Source organism: Streptomyces sp. 2A115 (assembly GCF_052245575.1).
GTDB lineage: Bacteria > Actinomycetota > Actinomycetes > Streptomycetales > Streptomycetaceae > Streptomyces.
In genome coordinates, this window is sequence record NZ_JBQQCG010000068.1 from 27,279 (window position 1) to 47,744 (window position 20,466).

18 protein-coding genes are annotated in these 20,466 nt (G+C 67.6%); 6 read left to right on the forward strand and 12 right to left on the reverse strand.

What is annotated here, in order from left to right; translation table 11 throughout:
* Positions 1–88: 88 nt before the first annotated feature.
* Positions 89–1,453, forward strand: a complete 1,365-nt coding sequence (locus tag ACTWQR_RS40510) for an APC family permease (protein ID WP_443232258.1) — start codon at positions 89–91, stop codon at positions 1,451–1,453.
* A 156-nt stretch (positions 1,454–1,609) separates the two neighbouring features.
* Here the strand turns inward: ACTWQR_RS40510 and ACTWQR_RS40515 are convergent, their stop codons facing one another.
* The 11 genes from ACTWQR_RS40515 to ACTWQR_RS40565 form a co-directional block, all read right to left on the reverse strand.
* Positions 1,610–2,194, reverse strand: a complete 585-nt coding sequence (locus ACTWQR_RS40515; RefSeq protein ID WP_443232259.1) for a hypothetical protein — start codon at positions 2,192–2,194, stop codon at positions 1,610–1,612.
* A gap of 115 nt (positions 2,195–2,309) precedes the next feature.
* The gene (locus ACTWQR_RS40520) at positions 2,310–3,188 is read right to left on the reverse strand and encodes a MurR/RpiR family transcriptional regulator (RefSeq protein ID WP_443232289.1); all 879 of its coding nucleotides are present in this window, start codon (positions 3,186–3,188) and stop codon (positions 2,310–2,312) included.
* A gap of 104 nt (positions 3,189–3,292) precedes the next feature.
* Positions 3,293–4,861: an aromatic amino acid ammonia-lyase gene (locus ACTWQR_RS40525; protein ID WP_443232260.1), complete on the reverse strand. Its 1,569-nt coding sequence runs from the start codon at positions 4,859–4,861 to the stop codon at positions 3,293–3,295.
* A gap of 520 nt (positions 4,862–5,381) precedes the next feature.
* Positions 5,382–5,732: a DoxX family protein gene (locus ACTWQR_RS40530; protein WP_443232261.1), complete on the reverse strand. Its 351-nt coding sequence runs from the start codon at positions 5,730–5,732 to the stop codon at positions 5,382–5,384.
* Between the two features lie 304 nt (positions 5,733–6,036).
* Positions 6,037–6,627 (reverse strand): TetR/AcrR family transcriptional regulator, encoded by a 591-nt coding sequence (locus tag ACTWQR_RS40535; protein WP_443232290.1) that lies wholly within the window; start codon positions 6,625–6,627, stop codon positions 6,037–6,039.
* Positions 6,628–6,677: 50 nt separating this feature from the next.
* Positions 6,678–7,760 (reverse strand): SMP-30/gluconolactonase/LRE family protein, encoded by a 1,083-nt coding sequence (locus tag ACTWQR_RS40540; protein WP_443232262.1) that lies wholly within the window; start codon positions 7,758–7,760, stop codon positions 6,678–6,680.
* A 161-nt stretch (positions 7,761–7,921) separates the two neighbouring features.
* Positions 7,922–8,737 (reverse strand): oxidoreductase, encoded by an 816-nt coding sequence (locus tag ACTWQR_RS40545; RefSeq protein WP_443232263.1) that lies wholly within the window; start codon positions 8,735–8,737, stop codon positions 7,922–7,924.
* A 221-nt stretch (positions 8,738–8,958) separates the two neighbouring features.
* On the reverse strand, positions 8,959–9,879 hold the full coding sequence (locus tag ACTWQR_RS40550) for an alpha/beta hydrolase (protein WP_443232264.1): 921 nt from the start codon (positions 9,877–9,879) through the stop codon (positions 8,959–8,961).
* 410 nt (positions 9,880–10,289) lie between these two features.
* Positions 10,290–11,246, reverse strand: a complete 957-nt coding sequence (locus ACTWQR_RS40555) for an alpha/beta hydrolase (protein WP_443232265.1) — start codon at positions 11,244–11,246, stop codon at positions 10,290–10,292.
* A gap of 90 nt (positions 11,247–11,336) precedes the next feature.
* Positions 11,337–12,323: an NADPH:quinone reductase gene (locus ACTWQR_RS40560; RefSeq protein WP_443232266.1), complete on the reverse strand. Its 987-nt coding sequence runs from the start codon at positions 12,321–12,323 to the stop codon at positions 11,337–11,339.
* A gap of 44 nt (positions 12,324–12,367) precedes the next feature.
* Entirely contained in the window at positions 12,368–14,197 is a 1,830-nt protein-coding gene (locus tag ACTWQR_RS40565) for a CocE/NonD family hydrolase (protein WP_443232267.1), read from the reverse strand.
* Positions 14,198–14,885: 688 nt separating this feature from the next.
* On the opposite strand from ACTWQR_RS40565, the gene ACTWQR_RS40570 reads away from it, so the two are divergent.
* From ACTWQR_RS40570 to ACTWQR_RS40580, 3 genes are all read left to right on the forward strand, one after another.
* Positions 14,886–16,067 (forward strand): FAD binding domain-containing protein, encoded by a 1,182-nt coding sequence (locus ACTWQR_RS40570; protein WP_443232268.1) that lies wholly within the window; start codon positions 14,886–14,888, stop codon positions 16,065–16,067.
* Between the two features lie 19 nt (positions 16,068–16,086).
* Positions 16,087–16,554 (forward strand): hypothetical protein, encoded by a 468-nt coding sequence (locus ACTWQR_RS40575; RefSeq protein ID WP_443232269.1) that lies wholly within the window; start codon positions 16,087–16,089, stop codon positions 16,552–16,554.
* A gap of 89 nt (positions 16,555–16,643) precedes the next feature.
* On the forward strand, positions 16,644–18,374 hold the full coding sequence (locus ACTWQR_RS40580; RefSeq protein ID WP_443232270.1) for a helix-turn-helix domain-containing protein: 1,731 nt from the start codon (positions 16,644–16,646) through the stop codon (positions 18,372–18,374).
* Here the strand turns inward: ACTWQR_RS40580 and ACTWQR_RS40585 are convergent.
* Positions 18,361–18,558: a hypothetical protein gene (locus tag ACTWQR_RS40585; protein ID WP_443232271.1), complete on the reverse strand. Its 198-nt coding sequence runs from the start codon at positions 18,556–18,558 to the stop codon at positions 18,361–18,363. The genes ACTWQR_RS40580 and ACTWQR_RS40585 overlap by 14 nt on opposite strands.
* A gap of 68 nt (positions 18,559–18,626) precedes the next feature.
* Between ACTWQR_RS40585 and ACTWQR_RS40590 the strand changes: the two genes are divergently transcribed.
* On the forward strand, positions 18,627–19,586 hold the full coding sequence (locus ACTWQR_RS40590) for an NADP-dependent oxidoreductase (RefSeq protein WP_443232291.1): 960 nt from the start codon (positions 18,627–18,629) through the stop codon (positions 19,584–19,586).
* A gap of 214 nt (positions 19,587–19,800) precedes the next feature.
* The gene (locus tag ACTWQR_RS40595) at positions 19,801–20,232 is read left to right on the forward strand and encodes a hypothetical protein (RefSeq protein ID WP_443232292.1); all 432 of its coding nucleotides are present in this window, start codon (positions 19,801–19,803) and stop codon (positions 20,230–20,232) included.
* The last annotated feature ends 234 nt before the right edge of the window (positions 20,233–20,466 follow it).

A 20,466-nucleotide genomic window follows, 5' to 3' on the forward strand; every position in this document is an offset into this window, starting at 1 on the left:
GAAGCTCTGAGATTCAACCTCTCGCGCATCGCGGACACATCATCGGGCAGAACTCCCCCGGACGGATCACCGACCGGGGGAGGTTCTCTTGTCCACCACCGAAACCACCGCGGGTACGCCGGCACCCGCCGAGGAACCAGGCCTGAAGCGCGTCCTCGGCCCCAAGCTGCTGATCCTCTTCGTGATCGGCGACATCCTCGGGACCGGCATCTACGCCACCACCGGCAGCGTCGCCGGGAAGGTCGGCGGGGCGTTGTGGCTGCCGTTCGTCATCGGCTTCGTCGTGGCGATCCTGACGGCGGCGTCGTACGTCGAACTCGTCGGCAAGTACCCGAAGGCGGCCGGAGCCGCCCTCTACACGCAGAAAGCCTTCAAGGTCCCCTTCCTCACCTTCATCGTCGCGTTCATGGTGATGTGCTCGGGTCTGTCGTCCGCGAGCGCGGCGGCCCGCGCCTTCAGTGGCGACTATCTGGCGGAACTGACGGGCGACGCGCTGCCGCCCACACTCATCGCGATCTGCTTCATCGTCGCTCTCGCGGCCCTGAACCTGCGGGGCGTTTCGGAGTCGGTGAAGACGAACGTCATCCTGACCCTGGTCGAGCTCACGGGCCTGCTGATCATCCTGACGATCGGTGCGTACGCCGTGCTGACGGGTGACGGGGAGCCGTCCCGGCTGGGCGAGTTCGAGGCGAGCGGCACCGGATACGCCCTGATCACAGGGGTGTTGGGGGCCACAGCCCTTGGCTTCTTCGCGTTCGTGGGCTTCGAGGACTCGGTGAACATGGCGGAGGAGACGAAGGATCCGGGCCGCACCTTCCCGCGGGCGATCTTCACCGGAGTGGCGGTCACGGGCACGATCTACGTCCTCGTGGCGCTGGTCTCGTCCCTCCTGGTGGACTACAAGGTGCTGGAGGGCTCCAGCGGCCCGCTCCTGGAGGTCGTGAAGGCGGGCGGCGTCGACTTCCCGCACAAACTCTTCGCCCTCATCGCCCTGTTCGCCGTCACCAACTCCGCCCTGATCAACATCATGATGGCCTCACGCCTCTGCTACGGCATGGCCAACGAACGCATCCTGCCCCGCGGAATGGGCCGCGTCCTGCGCCGCCGCCGCACTCCGGTCGTCGGCATCATCTTCGTCACCCTCCTCGCGATCGGCCTCGTCTCGACGGGCGAGATCGAGGGCCTGGGCGACACCACGGCCTTCCTGCTCCTGTGCGTCTTCGCCGTGGTCAACATCGCGGTCCTCGTCCTCCGCCGCGAGCGCGTCGACCACGACCACTTCCGCACCCCGACCGCACTCCCCGTACTCGGCGCCATCACCGCCCTGATCCTCGCCAGCCCCCTCGCCGACCGCCCGTCGGACGTGTACATCCGCGCGGGCGTACTCCTGGCCATCGGCGTGGCCTTGTGGGCAGTGAACAAGCTGGTGCTACGGACCAGGGGCGAAACCTGAGAGAGCCCCGCGCCTCGCAAGCCTCGCAAGGGCCGCGCCTCGCAAGGGCCGCGGCCCGAAAGGGGCGCGGGGAACTGCGCGACCAGCCCCCACCGGCCCGCACACGACAAACCACCCACAACCACCCACCACCACCCACCACCCGCACCCACCCAACTACACCAACACACCACCCCGACGCCGCGCCCCACCAGGCGCGGCGTCGCCCGCCGCGATCCCAGTAGCCCGAAAAGCCCTCACCCGCTTACCCGCCGGAACCCCTGAGCCACGCCCAAGCCAATCCACCCGCACCCACAACAGCTCCTCGGAGCCCCGCTCGAGCCTCCCGATCCAGGCCGCCTTGAGACGAAGCCCCACACCGGCCCCGGCAAGCAGCAACCCCCCAGCCACCGGCACGGCGAAGGCACTTCCCAGCGCGCCCACGAACGCGAGGAGCAGCCACCACCGATGCCCTCGCCGCCAATTCCGTACGGTCACCGCCCGGTCCTGAAGCACGTCGTGCTTAGCGGCACGCGCGGCGCCCCGAGCCAGCGCCGCGTACCGCTTACGCCGCAGCAGAGCCACCACGGCCACCGCGACCAGGAAGAGCGCCGCACCCGCGAGCACCCCGATCCGCCGTCCGGTCATCCCCGGCATCAGCGCCCCGATCCCCGCCGCGAACACCCCGAGCCACCACAGCGGCGCCGCCCCCGCCCGTACGACGACGGCCACCCGAGCCAGTCCCTGACCTCCGCGCGACACGTTCCGCCTCCTCATCGACGCATCTGACGCATCTTTGGGCAAGGAGATTAGCGAGCGAAGGTGAGACAAGTCTGAGAACGCCCCCACCCGGCGCCCCAACCACGCATACCGCTCGTCACTCCACGAACAACCCGCGCGCCGCCGCCCGCGCGTCGAACTCCTCCAACCGCGCCTGCGCGTCCGGCAGCCCGTCGCACATCGCCTCCAGCAGCACCCGCCCGAGCAGCATCGGCGCACAGGCCGTGTCGAAGGCGAGCCCGGTACCGACGGCGGCCGGCAGCAGCAGGTCGGACACCTTGGCGACCGGGGCGAACGCCGAGTCCGCGACGGTGACGACGGTCAGCCCGGCCGCCTTCGCGTACGCCAGCGTATCCACGACCTCGCGCGGATGCCGGGGAAGGGCGAAGCACAGCAACGTACTGGCCCCGGCCCGTACCGCCGCGTCGATCCGGTCGTGGACCATCGTGCCGCCCTCGTGCAGCAGCCGTACGTCCGGATGGACCTTGGCGGCGAAGTACGCGAAGCCGTACGCCTGGGAGGCGGCCGCGCGCAGCCCGAGCACCGGCAGCGGGCGCGAGGCGGCGAGCAGCCGTCCGGCCCGTTCCACCGGCCGCGGGTCGGCCAGGACGGAGGCGAGATGGCGCAGATTCTCGATCTCGGCCTCGACGGCCTGCTGGTACTCGTTGTACGAGGCCGAGTCCGCGGTGGGCTCGGCGGGCGTGACCTCGCGCAGGTGCTTGCGCAGCGCCGGGTAGCCGTCGAAGCCGAGCGCGACGGCGAAGCGGGTGACGGACGGCTGGCTGACACCGGCCAGCTCGGCGAGCTCCACGCTCGACAGGAACGGCACGTCGGCGGCCCGCCGCACCATGCTGTGCGCGATGCGCCGCTGGGTGGGAGTCAGCCGGTGGCCCTCGAAGAGCGCCTGCAGCCGTGCGGCAGGACTGTCGCCCACGCTCGTACTCCCGTCCACGCTCGCCTTCGCGTCCACGCCCATGGTCCCGTCCATACCCACGCCCATGGTCCCGCCCATACCCACGCCCATGGTCCCGTCCGTACCCACGCCCATGGTTCCGTCCATGCCCCCGGTCCCGTCCACGCTCATGCCGTGCTTCCCTTCCAGATGTCCGTGAACCGGTCGAGCAGTGTGGCCGCCGACGTCACGTCGTCCGTGAGCGGCCGGTCGGTCGGGTCCGCGTCGAGCACCGACTCGGCGAGCTCCAGCGCCCGGGCCACCGGGAGCTCCGGGTCCGGCCGCAGGTCGCGCTGACGCAACGCCCGGACGGCGGCGACGAGTTCGCAGCCGATGACGAGACGGTACGCGGCGCACGCGCGCAGCGTCTGACGTGCGGCGAGCGAGGCGAAGCTCGCCTGCTCCTCGACGCCTCGGGAGAGTACAGCGTGGCCGAGTGAGGCGGGCGCGGAGAAGGCCCGCAGATCGCCGAGGGCGGCGCCGGCGGCGTACTCCAGGATCATCACGCCGGACGAGGCGGGCTCGTGGTCGGCGAGGAAGGGGCGCAGGCGGGTGTAGGCGGGTTCGTTCAGGGTGGAGAGGCGGGAGGTCGACAGGCGGGCCACCTGGGTGAGGGCGAGCCTGAAGTGGTCGAGGGCGAGGGCGAGTTGGGCCTGGTAGAAGCCGCCGTGGTGGTAGGCGGCCATGTCCTCGGTGCAGATCAGCGGGTTCTCGGCGGCCGCGTTGATCTCGACGGCGAGGACCTCCTCCAGGGCGTCGGCCGCGTCGTGCGCGGGCCCGTGGATCTGCGGCAGGCACCGAAAGCCGTACGGATCCTGGATCCGCCCGAGCGGCGGCGTCGGCCGGTCGGCCGCCCCGATCAACTCCCGCATCCGCCGGGCCACTTCGGTCGACCCCCGGTGCGGCCGCGCGGCGTGCACGGGCGCCGCGTACGCCTCGTACGACCCGTCCACCGCGACCAGCGACAGGGCGGCGACGACCTGCGTGGCCCCGATGAGCCCGCGCAACTCGTGCAGCGCGAGGGCGGCCTGCCCGAGGGTGAGGGCATTGCTGCTGATGAGGGCGAGCGCGTCGTTGTTGTCGAGGGGCTGAGGCTCGGGCGCCCCCACGCCCTCCGCCGCGTCCTCACCCACTGACGCACCCGCACTCGTACCCGCGGACGCGTCCGCCCCTCGCCAAGGATGCTCCCCCGCCAGTGCCAGCCCCATCTGCGCCAGCGCCGCGATGTCCCCCGTCCCCACCGAGCCGAACTCGTTGACGACGGGGTACGCCCCGGTCTCCAGCGCCTGGCACAGCGCCGTGACCACACTCGGGCGCAGGCCGGCGCCGCCGGCGAGGAGCTGGTTGGCCCGTACGGCGAGCATCGCGCGTACCTCCCGGGCGGGCAGCTCAGCGCCGATCGCGCCCGCGTGGCTGCGGAGCAGGCGCAGGCCGTGGTCGGCGGCCGCCTCTGTCGGGACGTCCTCGTTCCGGTTGGCGCCGACGCCCGTCGAGCGGCCGTAGACCCGCCCCGTCGCGGCCATCTGGCGGGCCGCGTCCCAGGATTCCTCGACGCGTTTCATCGCCTCGGTGCCGGGAACCGGCCGCGCGGCTCCGTTGGCGAGCCGCACGACGTCGGTGACGCCGATGCTGCACCCGTCGAGGACCACGAGACCCGGCGTGGCGGCAGCCGGTACGCCCACGATCCGAGACGACATAGCGCACGAACCCCTTTCAACCCAGACATCCTGTCTCGTCCATCGGTCATCCGTAACCGGTCGTTCACCCCGGAGCATTGACAACCTATTCAGACATCAAGAACTCTGCATGACGATATGCAGGACGGGCAAGGGACACCTCATGATCTACTCCAGCGGTCTTGAAGCGACCGGGAGCACAACCGGAGGAGATCGGCTGTAGATCCGCCGGAGAACGGCCGGAGAGCGGCCGGAAAGCGTCAGAGCGCGCCATGTGTTCGGCCGGGCCGCCGAACGCTTGTACCGGTCAGTTCCCCGAAGCTGATGGTCGGCCACCTGATCGGCACTGCCGGCGCCACGACCCGGACTGCGCGCCGTAGCCGTCCGCAAGTCCGAGGCTGTCCGGGGCGGCCGGCGTGGACATTGCCGGCGCCGGCCCTCCCAGAACGACTTGCCTCCAGCCCGGGAGCTGGAGGCAAGTGTCTGGCAGTGGCTGAGCCGTTTGATCGTGACCTGGTCTGATGTCGATCGTGGAGCACGATCAGACCGTCGCGAACCCCAGCACCAGTGGCGCCACGGCAACGAGCATGATGGCGGCCGGGAGGCCGATTCCCTTCGTGTCGCCTCCACGCAGGTGCGTGATCACGGCGCCCAGGAAGTACAGGACGACACCGATCGCCGCCGCGATGCCCAACGGCCGGTAGACGATGCCGGCGAGCAGCCCCAGAGCGCCCGCGATCTTGACCAGGCCGAGCGGCAGGAACCAGTTGTCGGGCACGCCGAGCGCCTTGAGCGGCTCTGTGATCTTCGGGTCGCCGGTGAAGTCGGGAACGGCAGAGAAGACCAGCAGCAGGGACAGCACGACAGCGAGGACGGCATAGGCGATGAACACGGAGAACTCCGGAGGGATAAGGGGACCGTCGATCGGTCCAGGAGCAAAGGGCGGCGAGCGATGAGCCGCGGTCATGCGACTGCCTCGTGTCCGGGGCATGTTGTGGGCTTGGGCGAGGTGATCCTGGTGATGCCGAGTGGGAGCGGCCGCGGCCGTTCCCACCGGCTCAGATTCGGGCGTTGGGGCGGTGGCGGTATCACCGGCGAGGCGAAAGGACCCGCGCCGGGACCTTGGCGGAGCGTCGGCCGTGCCACATGGAGCTTCGAAATCCCGGTCATGGAGCACAGGTCACCGGCTGAAGCGATCAGTTGTGCTGCTCGGCATCCAGCAGTGCGAGGGCGTTGCGGATGCCCTGTTCGAGGAGTTGGTCGGCGAGGTGCCGGTCGGTCAGGGCACGGGAGAGTTGCAGTGTCCCGGCCATCATGCCGAGGAGGCTGAGTGCCTTCAGACGCGCCGACGGCGGATCGTGGGGCGCCAGGCGGGCGGCGAAGCCGTCGATGAGCGCCAGCGCACCGTTGGTGTAGGCCTGCCTGGTGGGATCCGTGGAGCGTCCGATCTCGTCGAGCAGGGCGGCGTTGGGGCAGCCGTCCTCGATGCTGTCGCGCTGCTCGGGGGAGAAGTACCAGCGCACGATCTGTTCGAGTCCGGCGCGGCCGGGCGCCGCGTGCGTGACGATGTTTTCGTGCTGGGCGCGCATCTGGTCGGCGACCGCGGTGGCGATGAGTTCGTCCTTGGAGGCGAAGTAGGCGTAGAAGGTGCCGTTGGTCAGGCCCGCGTCCTTCATGAGCGTGGCGACTCCGGAGCCGTCGATGCCGTTGCGCTTGAGCCGGCGGCCGGCCGTGGCGATGATCCGCTGCCGGGTCTCCTGCTTGTGTTCTTTCGTGTACCGCACGATGTGTTCCTCCAAGGCAGCCGGGGCTTGCGCCCCGGCTGCCGCTGGTCGGGTCAGTGTGCCGCGCCTGCGAGGAGAGCGGGGAAGTTGATCCTGGCGGTCTGCAGTTTCGCGTCGTGGGGCTCGGGGACCCCGCCGTCGGTGATGTACAACCGGTCGCCGCGAACGGCGGTCGCGGAGGGCGAGGCGAGACCGTCCGTGCTGGTCAGGACGGGCTTGTAGGTGCCGTTCGGGTAGACCACCACGACCCTGTCCGGACCGTTCTGCGAGGAGGAGCCGTTCTGCGCCGCGAACACCACATCGGAGCGGGGGGTCAGGAAGCTGAAATCGTCGATGTTGGGCAGGCCGGCCGCGACCTGGCGGATGGGGCCGGGCGCGCCGGCGGGGGTGACCGGTACGCGCAGCAGGGTGCCCTTGTTGAAGTTGCTGACCCACAGGGCGCCGTTGTGGAACCTGAGCCCGTTGGCGCCGATCGGCAGGGCCTCGGTGGGCACCGGTGCGAGAGCGGCGTCGGTCAGCCACGGGGTGGCCGCTCCGCCCGCGACCGGGACGGACCAGATGGTGCCCTTGAGGCTGTCGGCGATGTAGAGGGTGCGTCCGGCCGCGTCGATGGCCAGCCCGTTGGGGCCCGAGTCGGCGGGCAGGGCGGCGACGCGCTCGGGGCTACCGTCCGCAAGCAGCTTGTACACGCCGTTCCTGGCGGCGTTGCCCGGGGCCCACAGCGCGTAATAGACGGTGCCGTCACTGCCGCGGGTGTTGCCGCTGATCGCCTCGCCGACCTGCCCGGTGACGAGGACCGTGCGCTCTCCGGAGGGGGAGAGACGCATCAGCTGCGGCCCATGGGTGCGCTCGCACACCGCGCAACTGCCGAGCAGGGACAGGGTCACTGAGCCGTCGGGGTTGGCGGTGATGTTCTCGGGAATCTCACCGGTGGCGTAGTCGAACTTCGCCGCGGTCCGTACGTCGGTGACAACGGATCCGCTGTACGAGGGTCCCGTCCCCGCGGACGCGGACGGCGCCGAGACCAGGACGCCCGCCGTCGCGGTGACCGCCAGCGCGATACCGACGTTCCTCTTCAGAAAACGCCTTGCGCTCGATGCACCGCGCCGGGCCGTGTGCTGGCGTTGCTGCTGCATGACTCTCCTTGGCAAATCAACGAGTGACTGATCAAACGCGTGACTGATCAGTGGGCTTTCGGAAACATCGGGGATGCCAGTGATGTCCGGTACATCCCAGTGATGTCGGGTACATCAGAGGCACTCGGGCGGAATCGGCGCCCTTGCGGCCCGCCGGGGTGTCAGGTGGGCAGGCGGTTGTTCTTGCGGATCTGCTTGTCGAACGTTCCGGCGGGGACGAGGCGGCGGGCCGTGGCGACGCGTGAGGCCAGCGGGCCTGCGGTGTAGCGCAGCTTCGGCTTCTTGTCGGTGGCCGCGGTGACGATCGCTTTGGCGACGACGGCGGGGTCGTCGCCGTCCTTCATCGCTTGCTCGATCATCGCGTCGAAGCCGCGGCGTCGCTCCGCGTACAGGGGCAGCGGGGTGTCGGGCTGCGCGGCGTTGGTGTCGAAGCTGGTCTTGGTGTAGGCGGGCTGGACGAGGAGGACCCTGACGCCGTGCTCGCGGACCTCGTGGTCCAGCGACTCGGAGTAGCCCTCGATGGCGTGCTTCGAGGCGACGTAGAGGGCCATGAAGGGCTGGGGGGCGAGGCCGAGGACGGAGGAGATGTTGATGACGCGACCGCCGCCCTGGGCGCGCATGTGCGGCAGGACGGCCTTCGTCATACGGATGACACCCAGGACGTTGATGTTGAAGACGCTCTGGGCCTGGGCGACGGAGTTCTCCTCGACGGCGCCCGCCGAGCCGATGCCGGCGTTGTTGACCAGGACGTCGATGCGTCCGAACCGGTCGATCGCCTCTGCGACCGCGGCGGTGGCCGAGTCGTCACTGGCCACGTCGAGATCGAGGTAGGTCACACCGGCGGGTGGAGTGAGTCCGGAGGTCTTGCGGCCGGTTCCGATCACCTCGAAACCCGCCGCGGCGAGGGCGCGGGCCGTTTCCTTGCCGATCCCCGATGTGGCCCCTGTCACGAGCGCCACCGGTCGAGTTGTCGCCATCACGGACTCCCTTGCCTTTGCATTACGCTCGTACGCCTTACGTTCGTACGACCATAGGGTGGTCGGCGGCCGATGGCAAGGGCTCACGCCCGGTCATCCGGGAAAGATCTGGGAAACGCGGGGTGCGGTACGGGACAGCCGAGCCCTGTTTGCGGGCACGGTCCCGGTGGTTGAAGGTGGCCACCACTTGCGTGTCGGTCTGCCTTCACTTTCGGTCGGTCTCACAGTGCGCCTTTAAGCGCCCGTGCCTGTCGGCGCCAGAACTCCCGCGAGATTTCGGCCTTGGGAAACACCAGGTCGAAGCCGTGGAAAGCGCCGGGGATGATGTCGAGGTGGCAGGGGACGCCGCTGTCACTGAGCCGGCGCGCGTACTCGACGTCTTCGTCGTGGAAGAGATCGAGGGTGCCGACGCCGATCCAGGCCGGAGGAAGACCGGTGAGATCCTCGCGGCGGGCCGCGGCCGCGTACGGGGAGACGCCCGGGCCCGCGACGGCGTCGCCGAGGTAGGACGACCAGCCGTACCGGTTGCTCTTGGGCGTCCAGACGCGCACCTTGAGGGTGTCCAGGTCGCTTCTCGTCGTCGTGCGGTCGTCCAGCATGGGATAGAGGAGCAGCTGGAACACCGGCCGGATCTCGGCCCGGTCATGGGCGAGCAGCGCGAGTGCCGCGGCGATTCCGCCGCCCGCGCTGGCACCGCCGATCGCGATGCGGTCGATGTCGATGTGCAGGTCGCCCGCGCGCTCGACAAGGCCACGCAGCGCGGCGTAGGCGTCCTCGACCGCGGCGGGCGCGGGATGGTCCGGCCCCAGTCGGTATCGGACCGCGGCGACGGTGATGCCGAGCTCGCGGGCGAAGGCGATGTTCGTACGGTCGTCCTGCTCGGGTGCGCCGAAGATCAGCCCGCCTCCGTGTACCCAGAGCAGCGCCTGAGCCGCCGCCTTCAGGCCGGTCGGCTGGAAGACGCGAAGCGAGACGGGCGGTGCGCCCTTGGGCCCGGGCACGAGGATCTCCTGAACCGTGACGTCCGGCCCTGGATCGGCCGAGCGCCACTTCACGCTGCGCACGAGGCGCGACGACAGACGTCCGTAGGACACATTGGGGATGAAGCGACCTCGTTTGAGATCGGGGTGGAAGACACTCATCGGGTCCTCGTTCCTTCCCCTCATCGAGGGGTTACGGAATCGTCTGGCCACCCGGCGGGTGGCCGGCGTCGAGAGTGGAGACGGTTGTGAAGCCGGTGCCACGGAGCCGGTGCGAAGGCCGGCGCGCAGCTGCTCGAGACTTTCGCGGACCAGATCGGGCAGCGAGACGTCGGGGATGACCCGCTGCCCCCATCTCGACGGACGCCCGCAGCGCGGGCGGATACCACGTCGGCCATCAGACGCGGAGCCGTGTCGCGTGCGGCGTCGGTGCCGGTGCGCTCGGCGACGAGCTCGTGAGCTGCCGCGTCACGCGCCGAACTCTGGCGTCGCCTTCCGACCCCGATGTCGCCGGCCAGGCCGACCCCGAACCTCCGGGCGACTTCGCCGGCCGGTCTACGCCCCAGCATCTCTCAATGCGTGCCCTTGCCCAGATGGGTCTCGAACCAACGGGCTGCGGCGTCGGTGACAAGATCCCGGGAAAGGTGAGGCCAGTACACCCCGTAGTGTCCCCCGGAGATCATCACGAGCTCCTTGGGCTCAAGCGCCGCGTCATAGGCTTCCAGAGCGAGTGAAGGCGGAGTGGTCTGGTCGTCGCCGGCGACGACCATCAGCAGAGGCGTCGGGCTGATCCGGCGCATGAACGGACGCACGTCGTATGCCAGCGCCCGTCCAGTCGATCGGATGGTCACGCTGTTGATCCATCCCTCGGCGGGGCCTTGGGGACCACCCACGAGGTACTCGTAGTCCGCCGCGTCCTCGAAGAGGACGGCTTGGTCAGCCGGATCGGTCGGCATCCGCACCAGCTGGATGCGGCCAGGCTCCTCACCCTTGAGCCTCCTTTGCCTGTCCTCGTTCATGTTGTCGTTGATCGCTGTGAGCGCGCCTTCGCCGTTTCCCAGTACGAACTGTTCGTGACCAGAGATGAAAGGCACCTGGCTGACGACAGCTTTCACCCGGCGGTCCATGGAGGCCACGACGAGCACCATTGCCCCGCTGTAGCTCGAGCCCCACAGGCCGATGCGGTCGCTGTCGAGCGCTGGATGTTGCTCCACGAAGGACAGGGCCATCTGCATGTCCCGCTCCTGTGCGACAGGATCGACGTCCTGGCGCGGCTCCCCGTCGCTGCTGCCGCACGTCTGCTGGTCGTACAGCAGGACTCCGAACCCCCGAGCGACGAAGGCGTCAGCGACAGTTTCGAGGCGGGTGATCGACGAAGAGAATCCAGGGGTCATCACGATGGTGGGATGCGGACCTTCGGAATCCGGAGTCATCACCCAGCCACGCAGTATGACCCCGCTGTCGGCGCGGAACTCGATGTCTTCCTTGACCGACGTGGCCGCAGCGACATCCTGGTTCTTCAGACTCATTTCCTCATACCTCCGGTCTTGCGATTGACGGCCGCTCGTGCGAGCGCCGATGTGCTGAGCGGGCAGTCCCAGCCGGTTCGGGTAGGGACGTCATGCGGACAGGTCGAGGAGAACTTTTCCGATGATTCCGGACTCCACTGCCCTGTGGGCATCCGCGATTCGTTCCAGCGGATAGTGGTGGAAGGGCAACCCTCTGTCCTCGCCCACGCCGATCACCCCGGCTGCCAGGGCCCTGTCGATGGATGCGACGGCGTTGTCGAGAACGGCCTCAGTCATCTTGTACAGCAGCACGAAGTGCCAGGTGACGCTCTGATTCATCTGGGCTCGGACCGGCATGGTGACGTCGTCGCCGCCGTTGTTGGCGTAGACGACGATCAGCCCGTGCGGCGCGAGGACCGCGAGGTCCAGGCCGACGTTGGCGGACGGAGAGACCTCAACGACGACGTCCACCCCGTCCGGCACGAGTCGCCGTATCTCGGCGGCGGCGTCCTGCGTGCGGTAGTTCACCGCCATCGGGGCGCCGGCGGCCTTCGCAAGGCGGGCCTTGGCTTCGCTGCTGACGGTCGTGATCACGGTCGCACCTGCCCACGTCGCCAGCTGGATCGCGGCATTGCCGACGGCACCGGCTCCCCCCGCGACCAGCACGGTGACCCCTGCGAGCACCCCCGGTCCGAGCTGGGTGGGTCCTCCGGCACGGAGTGTCAGCGCGTGATGAGCGGTGATGAAGGGGACCCCGAGGCTGGCGCCCAACTCCAGGGAGGCCGTGTCGGGCAGCGGGCGGACCAGTCGGGCCGGAACCGTGGCGTACTCCTGCGCGGTCCCCTCCAAGCGCTTGAAGGCGACGAGCCACAACCACACCCTGTCCCCCGGCGCGAGGCCCTCGACCCCCGGGCCGACGGCGTCCACGATCCCGGAGCCGTCGAGGTGCGGAACCTGCACCTGCCCGTCGGGGATCGGCATGTGGATGCCGCCGATGCGGGTCTTCCAGTCGGTCGGGTTGACGCCTGAGTAGTGGATCCTCACCCGGACCTCACCTGCGCCCGGATCGCGTATGGGGAGGTCCACAATGCGGAGCACATCATGACCTCCTGTGTCTGCGTAACCTGCGGCTCTGATTTTCATCACTCCTTTTCTGGTGGACCTTCAGAGGGCGAACTGGCTGACGATACGGTCCAAGTCCTTGTAGCCGGGACTATCGGGAGGCGTAGAAAGGATTTGTGCTTGCCCCCCAGATGAATCGAAGTGCGTCCGCTGAAGACAGACGATGGACGATCCGACGGATCGTTGTGCAGGAATGGCCCCGACCCCTGCATTGCATTCTTGAAGTTCGAGAGTCGAGTCTCCGGCGCCGAGTCGTAAACCCAGTCGGAGCCCCGCAGGGTCAAGCTGAGGCGCCAGCCCGGTGGAAGGACCACGCTTGTGGGCCACAGTTCGACATCGAGTTGGTAGATCTCGTACGGAATGACCTCGGATTCCCGCCGATGCGGATGGAACGGCCGGTACGGCGTACTAAGACGCTCATCGAGCTCCCGGTGCGACATTCGCAACCACCCCTTCGTCACTGCGCTGAAGGGATCAATAGCACCTTGAAACACATGCTCATTCCCAGCTTGGTCAAAGGCGCGCAGCACCGCGAAGATGTCTGCGTCCGTAGAGGTAGTGGATACGAAGAGCCGACAGGCAATCGGTCCCGTGATCTCGGTGGTCTCCTCCATCGGTTCGGTGGTCCAGGAGATGCCCTCGCCGTTTACGTCGAAGGAAACGACCGATTCAGTGGCGGCACCAGGGTGCATTCGATCGATGTCCAGTTGCAGATCGGTCCAGGTCGTCCCGGGAAGTGGCCATGCGTCTTCGTGTCGCACTTCCGTCGTTCCATCGACGTGCCGAACCTTCATTTGGACGCGGGGCTGTTCATCCCAGCCGTTGTCTTCGCCCTTGAGGAAGTGATCGAAGAACCGGCGCTGGAGGTCTACTCCATAGTCGGTGTAGAACTCCACCCAATGTTCACCGTCATGGATCTCAAGCCATTTCTGCGTCGAAGACGCCCTGCAAAACCCTTCGATGTTGCCGCGAAGGTGCAGTCCCTGCCCGCCCCAGTTGCCGGCAGACAACAGCGGTACATCAACGTGGGACAAATCAGCCTGGCGTTCACGGTAGGCGTCGATGAACTCGTTGTCGCGGTGAAACTTTGGCAGGTCAGCCCGGTTCGCAGCGAGTTCGGATTCACTTAGTGTTTGATCGCCGCAGACCAGTTCACCGGTCGCAGCGCTCCGCGGTCCCGCCTCCCCTCGTCCGTGCTGGACCGACAGCACCTGCATCTCGTACCAGTTCAGCAGCATCATGCTCAGAACGCCGCCATGGCGTGCAGCCTCTCTGTAGAAGTCGGAGGCGCCCTCCCATACGCAGATCGCCGCGAGAGGCCCTGGCTTCAGCGCGGCCACCCGCCACTGGTTCATCCCGTAATATGAGATCCCGTTCAGGCCGACCTTGCCGTTGCTCCACGCCTGTCGGCCCGCCCATTCGATGCATTCGCGAAAGTCCTCGGTCTCTCGCGCGGAAAACGGATCCAGAAAACCGGGCGACCGGCCGGCACCACGAGAATCCACGCGAACGATGACGTAGCCATGGGGAACCCACTTCTCCGGGTCCACTACCTCCCAGCACTGGTGGACGTTGGTCGACCCACTCACCGTGTCCGGATGTTCCTCAGCCATCTTGTTCCATGCCGTCGGATATCCGTCGGCGAACGCCAGACCTTTCCCGTAGGGCCCGTAGGTCATGAGCGTTGGATGTGCCCGGCCGTCATTCGGACGGAAGACGTCAGCTCGCAGAACGATGCCATCGTCCATCTCGATCGGCATGTCTCGTTCGACGAGCATCATCTTCGCCACTTCTTCCTGCCTATCCACGTCAGCCTCCAGTCTTGCGCCTGCCACCGGGAACTCGCCCACATCGACGGCTCCAGCTCGTGGGCACGGGCGATGCGGACTCGTCGAATTCAGCCGTCGACACGCTCGAGACGTCTCCGCGGGGAATTGCGCCGTAGATCGCCGTAGATCGCTGTGGTCAGCCGGCGTAAAGCACGGTCGCGATCATCGCCGCGGAGGCGGCGGAGGCGCCGGCCCGGCGGCCGAGACCATGGCGGATTCAGCCGTAGTAGGCCGCCGCGTTGACAACTTCGCGGCTGATCGCGACATAGCCGACCGTGAAGACGGAGAGAACGATCGGCGCCACCACAATCACGCCGCCGTGCCAGTTCCACCGTCGAAGGCGACGCCGAGAGCGAGGTTTGACGCTAAGGCAGTCAGCGGTGCGGTGACTGCGATCACCATGAACATCAGTCCACTGATCCCCAGCGAGTCGGTTGCCAGGTGAGTGTTCGGCGTTGAGCTCGTGAGTCTGCTCATCTTCCCTGACCTTCTGAACGGGTCCTTGAGGACATCCGCTCGATTGGCCGCGCCACATCGAGGTCGGACCAGAATGCCGCGGTGGAACGACCCGGCGACATGTGCTCACTCACACCACAAGTCGCCTGCAATGTGGCCCCGAACATAGTATCGCTCGCACCGCCCTCGGAGACTGGAGCCCGAGGCATCGAGCAGGTGCGCCGATGCCTCCCGCAACCGGGGAGGTCGACGCATGCGCGAACCCAAGTCCCGTAAGGCGGTCGTCGTCGGAGGATCGATCGGCGGTCTCACAACTGCGCTGCTGCTGCGCGACCTCGGCTGGGACGTCGACGTCTTCGAGCGATCGACCCGCGACGACTCCCGCGGCGGCGGCATCGTGCTGCAGCCGGACACGACCCGCTGGTTCACTGAACGCAGTACGCAGGCGCTGGAGAGCCTCACCACCTCGACAAATCTCGTCCAGTACCTGGGCAGCGACAATCACGTAGCCCACCGCGAGTACGCGCAGTGGTCCTACAGCTCGTGGGCGACCCTCCACTCGGCGCTACTGCGGGACTTCGGGGCCGAACGTCATAGGCGCGGACACCGCGCCGTGGCGGTCGCTCAGGACGCGTCGACTGCGACCGTCGAGTTCGACAACGGCGGCTTTGCCACCGGCGACCTCGTGGTTTTCGCCGACGGGGTGAACTCAGTGGGCCGGCAGTACGTATCACCGAACACGCCCATCCGGTACTCCGGCTACATCGGTTGGCGCGGCCTCGTGCCAGAGCGTCTGTTGAGCAGCGAAACGAGTGCGGTTCTTGAGGACTCCGTGACATACGCGCTCACGCCGGACTCACACATCGTGATGTATCCCGTGCCCAGCCCGATAAAAGACGGCACAACCGAAAGGCTCATGAACTTCGTCTGGTATCGCAACGTTCCGGCGGGACGCCAACTCAATCAGTTCGTCGGGGGCGCATCCGACGGGGTTCTGTCATTGCATCCGGACCAGGTTCCGCACATCGAGGTTGAACGGATGCAGACCGACGCAGCTCGCGACCTACCGCCCGCAGCGGCCGAGGTTGTTTTGCGCTGCGACGCTCCCTACGTCCAGGTCGTCAATGACATTCGCGCTGCACAGATGGTCCGAGGCCGGGTCGCGATACTCGGTGACGCCGCATGCGCCGCTCGCCCGCACGCGGCGGCCGGCACCGCCAAGGCCGCTGCCGACGCGTGGAATCTGGCCGCGGCAATCGAGAAGACGGGCGGCGGCCTGGAGCAAGCCCTTCAGGTCTGGGAGCCGATTCAACTCGCCCTGAGCGCTCAACTCGAGTCGCGCGTCCAGGCCATGGGCAAGCGTTCACAGTTCGACAACTCCTGGCACCCAGAGGATCCCGAACTCCGGTTCGGTCTCTATGGGCCCGGCATCTGACGGAGACGGAGGAAGCATCATGGGTGAGAGGTCCCGGACTGATCGAAACGCGCCCATCGCGAGCAGCGTTGATCTGCCTCTAGCAGGCGAACTGATCGCCAGCGACTTTGCCGGCTGGACTGATGAGCTAATCGAAGAGTTCCGCGTTCACGCGCAGGATGGACATGTGGGTTCGCGTCTGCTCAGCGAAGATCCCCGGGTCCGGGTCTGGGAGATTCGGCTGGCGCCGGGCGAACGATGGCACGCTCATCGTCACGTACTCGATTACTTCTGGACAGCTATCACGTCTGGCCGCAGCATTCAGCACACGCACGACGGAACGACTCGCGCCGTGGAGTACGAAGCAGGCGATACTCGTCATTTCGGATTCACGCACGGCGAGTTTCTGCTCCATGACATCGAAAACGTGGGTGAAGCCGATCTCGTATTCACGACTGTCGAACATCTCGACAGCGAGAACTCACCCCTGCCGATCGAGTGTGGATGAGCACACCCTCGAGGCCGACTCCTGTCATACCCTTGAGTCGGGATCACGGGCGACAATGGCATGCGAGTCGTCGGGTTGGAGGGCACCTCTTGAGCAAGCCGATGCCTCACGAAGTGACGCCAACCGCTGTGTGGATCGCGGCGCTCGAGTTGCTGGCCCGTCAGGCCGGGGCAGGGAGTTCGTCCGAAGACCTGCACCAGAGGCTGGTCGCGGTGGGGCGCCAGCTCACCGGCTTCGACTTTTGCGCAGTTCTTCTCCCCGACGAGTCGAGAACTCAACTGCTCATCCGTGCTTGGGCGGGTTTGGATACCTTCTACGTCGAACAGATCAACTCCCGGAACCCGTTGAAGCTTGGTAGCACCGGGAGTGAGTCGCCCTCCAGCAGGGCGTATACCTCCGGCGTTTCTGTTTGGGTATCCGACATCACACAGCATGCTGACTTCACTCAGTGGTCCGGTCCAGCGAGGGCGCAGGGTTATAGGACGCTGCTGGCTGTGCCGCTGCGAGCGGGCGACCAGATCGTCGGGACCTTCAACTGTTACAACAGAGAGGTCATGGACCCGGATCCCCAACTTCGCCACCTGGTCGAGGCCCTGACGGATTTTGCGAGCGCGGCTCTCGAAATCACCCGGCTCCGTCAGGCGGAGACCGGCCGAATGAATCAGCTCGAGGATCTCAACAGGGAACTACGCGACCGACAGGCGCGGGACGAGCGATCTCAGGAGTTGCATCGTCGCCTTACCGACGTGGCGCTCACCAACTCGGATCTCGCCCACCTTGCACACGAGTCCGCGCAGATGGTGGGCGCTGGGTTCCTGAAGATCGTCGACGACTCGGGTTTCGTGCTGGCGCAGGCGGGCTCCGACTCGGTCGAAGACGTGACGCCGGAGGACTCGAACTCGGCAGTGGTTCTCCTGCACGGCGAGACAGCTGCACGAATCGAGGCTTTTGGCGCGACCCTCGACCCCGACATGGCCGCTCGCGCACTGGAGCACGCGGCGACCGTCTGCGCGCTCCTGCTTCTGCGCGACCGGACCGCGGCCGAAGCCGAAGCCCGATTCAGAGACGATCTGATCGGGGATCTTTGTTCAGGCGACTCTGAGCGGCGCGCTGCGGCCCAGCAGCGTGCACTACGAGCAAACCTGCTCGTCGATGAGGTTCAGGTAGTCGTGATGAGGGATCAAAGCGAAGGCAGTGCCGCGAAGGCCGACAACTCGCCGCTCGGACGCCGGATGCGATCCATTTCAAGCCGACGACCCCGCCTTGTGTGCGGCCGGCTCAGCGACTACTGGGTCGCTCTCTGGCCGATCAATGAAGGCGCAGAGGACATAGCTGCCACCCTCACGCACGGCGCGATTGGCTCTGAGGTACACGCAGTGGTGGCCCCGGCCAGCGGTTCGGAAGACCTGGCCAGGGCGTTCCGGTTGGCACGAGGCGCGCTTGAACTCGGCGGATCCCAGGCGCCGTTGGTTCGCACCATCGAGGACCTGGGGGTGCTGGGCTTGTTGCTCCAGCTGGAGGACCAAAGGGCCGTCGCGAGTTTCAGTGATCGCGTGCTGGGTGCTCTGCGCCGGAGCGATCTCGAGCGCTCGACAGACCTGGTCCTCACCCTGAGAACCTACTTGGCCAAGGATTGCCGCGCCGATGTGTCCGCTCAAGAGCTCTTCGTTCACAAGAACACGATCTCCCAGCGGCTTCGGCGCATCGAGAAGCTGACGGGACTGTCTCTCGCGAGTCCTTCGGACGTCTTGCAGTTCAGTGCCGCCTTGGCAGCTGACGACATCCGGGCGGCATCGGCCCCTCCGTCTACCGAGTGCTAGAGACTGCTGCGCCCTGACCGACCAGCAGCTCGCCGACGAACTCCTCGAACAGGGCATCCGCGACGCCCTCGCACCGCTGGATGCCGAGCAGCACATCCGAGGCGCCGCCGCCTCGTCCGGCAGTGGCTCGTAGATCTCCTGCTCCGCCCTGGCGCCGTGGCGTGATCCCGTTGAAAGTTGGCATTTACGCCATGGCGCCCAGGAGTGGCAGGCAGCGACGCTGGACGCATGACGAACTCCAATACCGCCACCATGCGCGCCATCCGCCAGGACACCCACGGTTCCCCCGAGGTGCTCAAGGAGGTCGAGGTTCCCAGGCCGGAGCCGGGGCTGAGTGAGATCCTGGTCGCCGTCCGCGCGGCCGGCGTCAACCCGACCGACTGGTGGAACCGCGCCCAGCCCATGACCGCCAACGGCCTGCCTCTCATCCTGGGCTGGGACGTCTCCGGGGTCGTCGAGGCCGTCGGCATCGGCGTCACCCTGTTCAAGCCGGGCGACGAGGTCTTCGGCATGCTGCCCTACCCCCACGGGGTCGGCGCCCACGCCGAGTACGTGACCGCCCCCGCCCGCGCCTTCGTCCACAAGCCCGCCGGTATCGACCACGTCCAGGCCGGCGCCCTCCCCCTCGCCGCCCTCACCGCCTACCAGGCACTCGTCGACACCGCCGACGTCCAACCCGGGCAGCGCGTCTTCATCCACGCGGCCGCCGGCGGCGTCGGCCATCTCGCCGTCCAGATCGCCAAGTCCCGTGGCGCGTACGTCATCGGCACCGCCAGTGCCGCCAAGCACGACTTCCTGCGTTCCCTGGGAGTCGACGAGGCCATCGACTACCACACGGTCGACTTCACCGAGGCCGTCAAGGACATCGACGTGGTCCTCGACTCGGTCTCGTTGGACACCGCCGCCCGCGCCCGCTCCCTCGCCGTCCTGCGCCCGGGCGGCACACTCGTCTCGATCCTTCCGATAGCACCCATCGGCCCCGACGAGCTGGCCGACATCGCCGAGCGGAGGGTCCGCTACGAGTCCCTCCTCGTCGAGGCCGACCGCGCCGGCATGCAGGCCATCGCCGACCTCGCCGAAACCGGCGCCCTGCGCGCCCACATCGAGGCCACCTTCCCGCTCGCCGAGGCCGCCAAGGCCCACACCCTCGGTGAGACCGGCCGTACCACTGGCAAGATCGTGCTGACTGTGGAGGGCACTGGGAAGGCATAGAGGAGGCTCGACCATGCCCCACCCACCTCTGCCGGGCGTCGAGTCGGTCTCCGGACAGGTGCGGACCCGGTCCCCCGGCCGGGCCGGCAAACTCGTCATCGGCGCCGCGCCCGAGGTGAGGAAGCGCGGGGTCGGGCGCGGCCCAGCGCGGACAGGGGGGCTATCCCCAGTGCCAATCGGCGCTCGGCTGCCTACCGTAAGCACCATGACCGGTATGGAAGCCCGCGACGCCGAACTCAAGAAGGAACTCAACGCCACCGTGCACGCGCGCAAGGAACTGGGCGAGGAGTACGAGTCCGCGCTGGTCGACTCGTTCCTGGAGAAGGTCGATCAGCGCCTGGCCGGCGCGGTCGACCGCCGGGTGCGCCGCCAGCTCGCGGAACAGCAGATGGTGGTGGCCCGGGGCACGCGCTCCCCGCGGGGATCCTCAGATTCCTTCGGCGAGCGCTTCGGCTTCGGGATCGTCTCGCTGGTCCTCGCGATCCCCCTGTCCGCGATCGGCGGCGGGGTCGCCGATCTGCCCGGGCTTCTGGTCGCCTGGGCCGGCATCGTGGGGGTCAACGTGGTCCAGGCCGCGCGCAACACCCTGGACCTCTTCGACAGGCGCAAGCACAAGTCGGACTCGGACTCGGACTGGGAAGACTGACCCCGTCCCTCAAACGACGACGGCCGCAACCATCAAGTGAGCAACCCTGACGGGGAGCAGCCCTCTACGCGAGAGCGGCGCCGGTTCAGGCGCGAAGAAGGGCCCGGCACCTCTGAGGTGCCGGGCCTTCGTAAGCATTGCGCGGGAACCGCCGCACCCCCGTTGCCGGGGGGCGGGACGACGGCGGTCCCCGCGAGGGACGCGGGCCGGGTCAGGGCCTGGCTGGCGCGTCCT

Excerpts from the sequence above, each read along its gene's own strand:
- ACTWQR_RS40520 (WP_443232289.1), bottom strand. The coding sequence starts at position 3,188 with ATGGGCGTGGACGCGAAGGCGAGCGTGGACGGGAGTACGAGCGTGGGC.
- ACTWQR_RS40525 (WP_443232260.1), bottom strand. The coding sequence starts at position 4,861 with ATGTCGTCTCGGATCGTGGGCGTACCGGCTGCCGCCACGCCGGGTCTC.
- ACTWQR_RS40540 (WP_443232262.1), bottom strand. The coding sequence starts at position 7,760 with ATGCAGCAGCAACGCCAGCACACGGCCCGGCGCGGTGCATCGAGCGCA.
- ACTWQR_RS40545 (WP_443232263.1), bottom strand. The coding sequence starts at position 8,737 with ATGGCGACAACTCGACCGGTGGCGCTCGTGACAGGGGCCACATCGGGG.
- ACTWQR_RS40550 (WP_443232264.1), bottom strand. The coding sequence starts at position 9,879 with ATGAGTGTCTTCCACCCCGATCTCAAACGAGGTCGCTTCATCCCCAAT.
- ACTWQR_RS40555 (WP_443232265.1), bottom strand. The coding sequence starts at position 11,246 with ATGAGTCTGAAGAACCAGGATGTCGCTGCGGCCACGTCGGTCAAGGAA.
- ACTWQR_RS40570 (WP_443232268.1), top strand. The coding sequence starts at position 14,886 with ATGCGCGAACCCAAGTCCCGTAAGGCGGTCGTCGTCGGAGGATCGATC.
- ACTWQR_RS40575 (WP_443232269.1), top strand. The coding sequence starts at position 16,087 with ATGGGTGAGAGGTCCCGGACTGATCGAAACGCGCCCATCGCGAGCAGC.
- ACTWQR_RS40585 (WP_443232271.1), bottom strand. The coding sequence starts at position 18,558 with ATGCCAACTTTCAACGGGATCACGCCACGGCGCCAGGGCGGAGCAGGA.
- ACTWQR_RS40590 (WP_443232291.1), top strand. The coding sequence starts at position 18,627 with ATGCGCGCCATCCGCCAGGACACCCACGGTTCCCCCGAGGTGCTCAAG.
- ACTWQR_RS40595 (WP_443232292.1), top strand. The coding sequence starts at position 19,801 with ATGGAAGCCCGCGACGCCGAACTCAAGAAGGAACTCAACGCCACCGTG.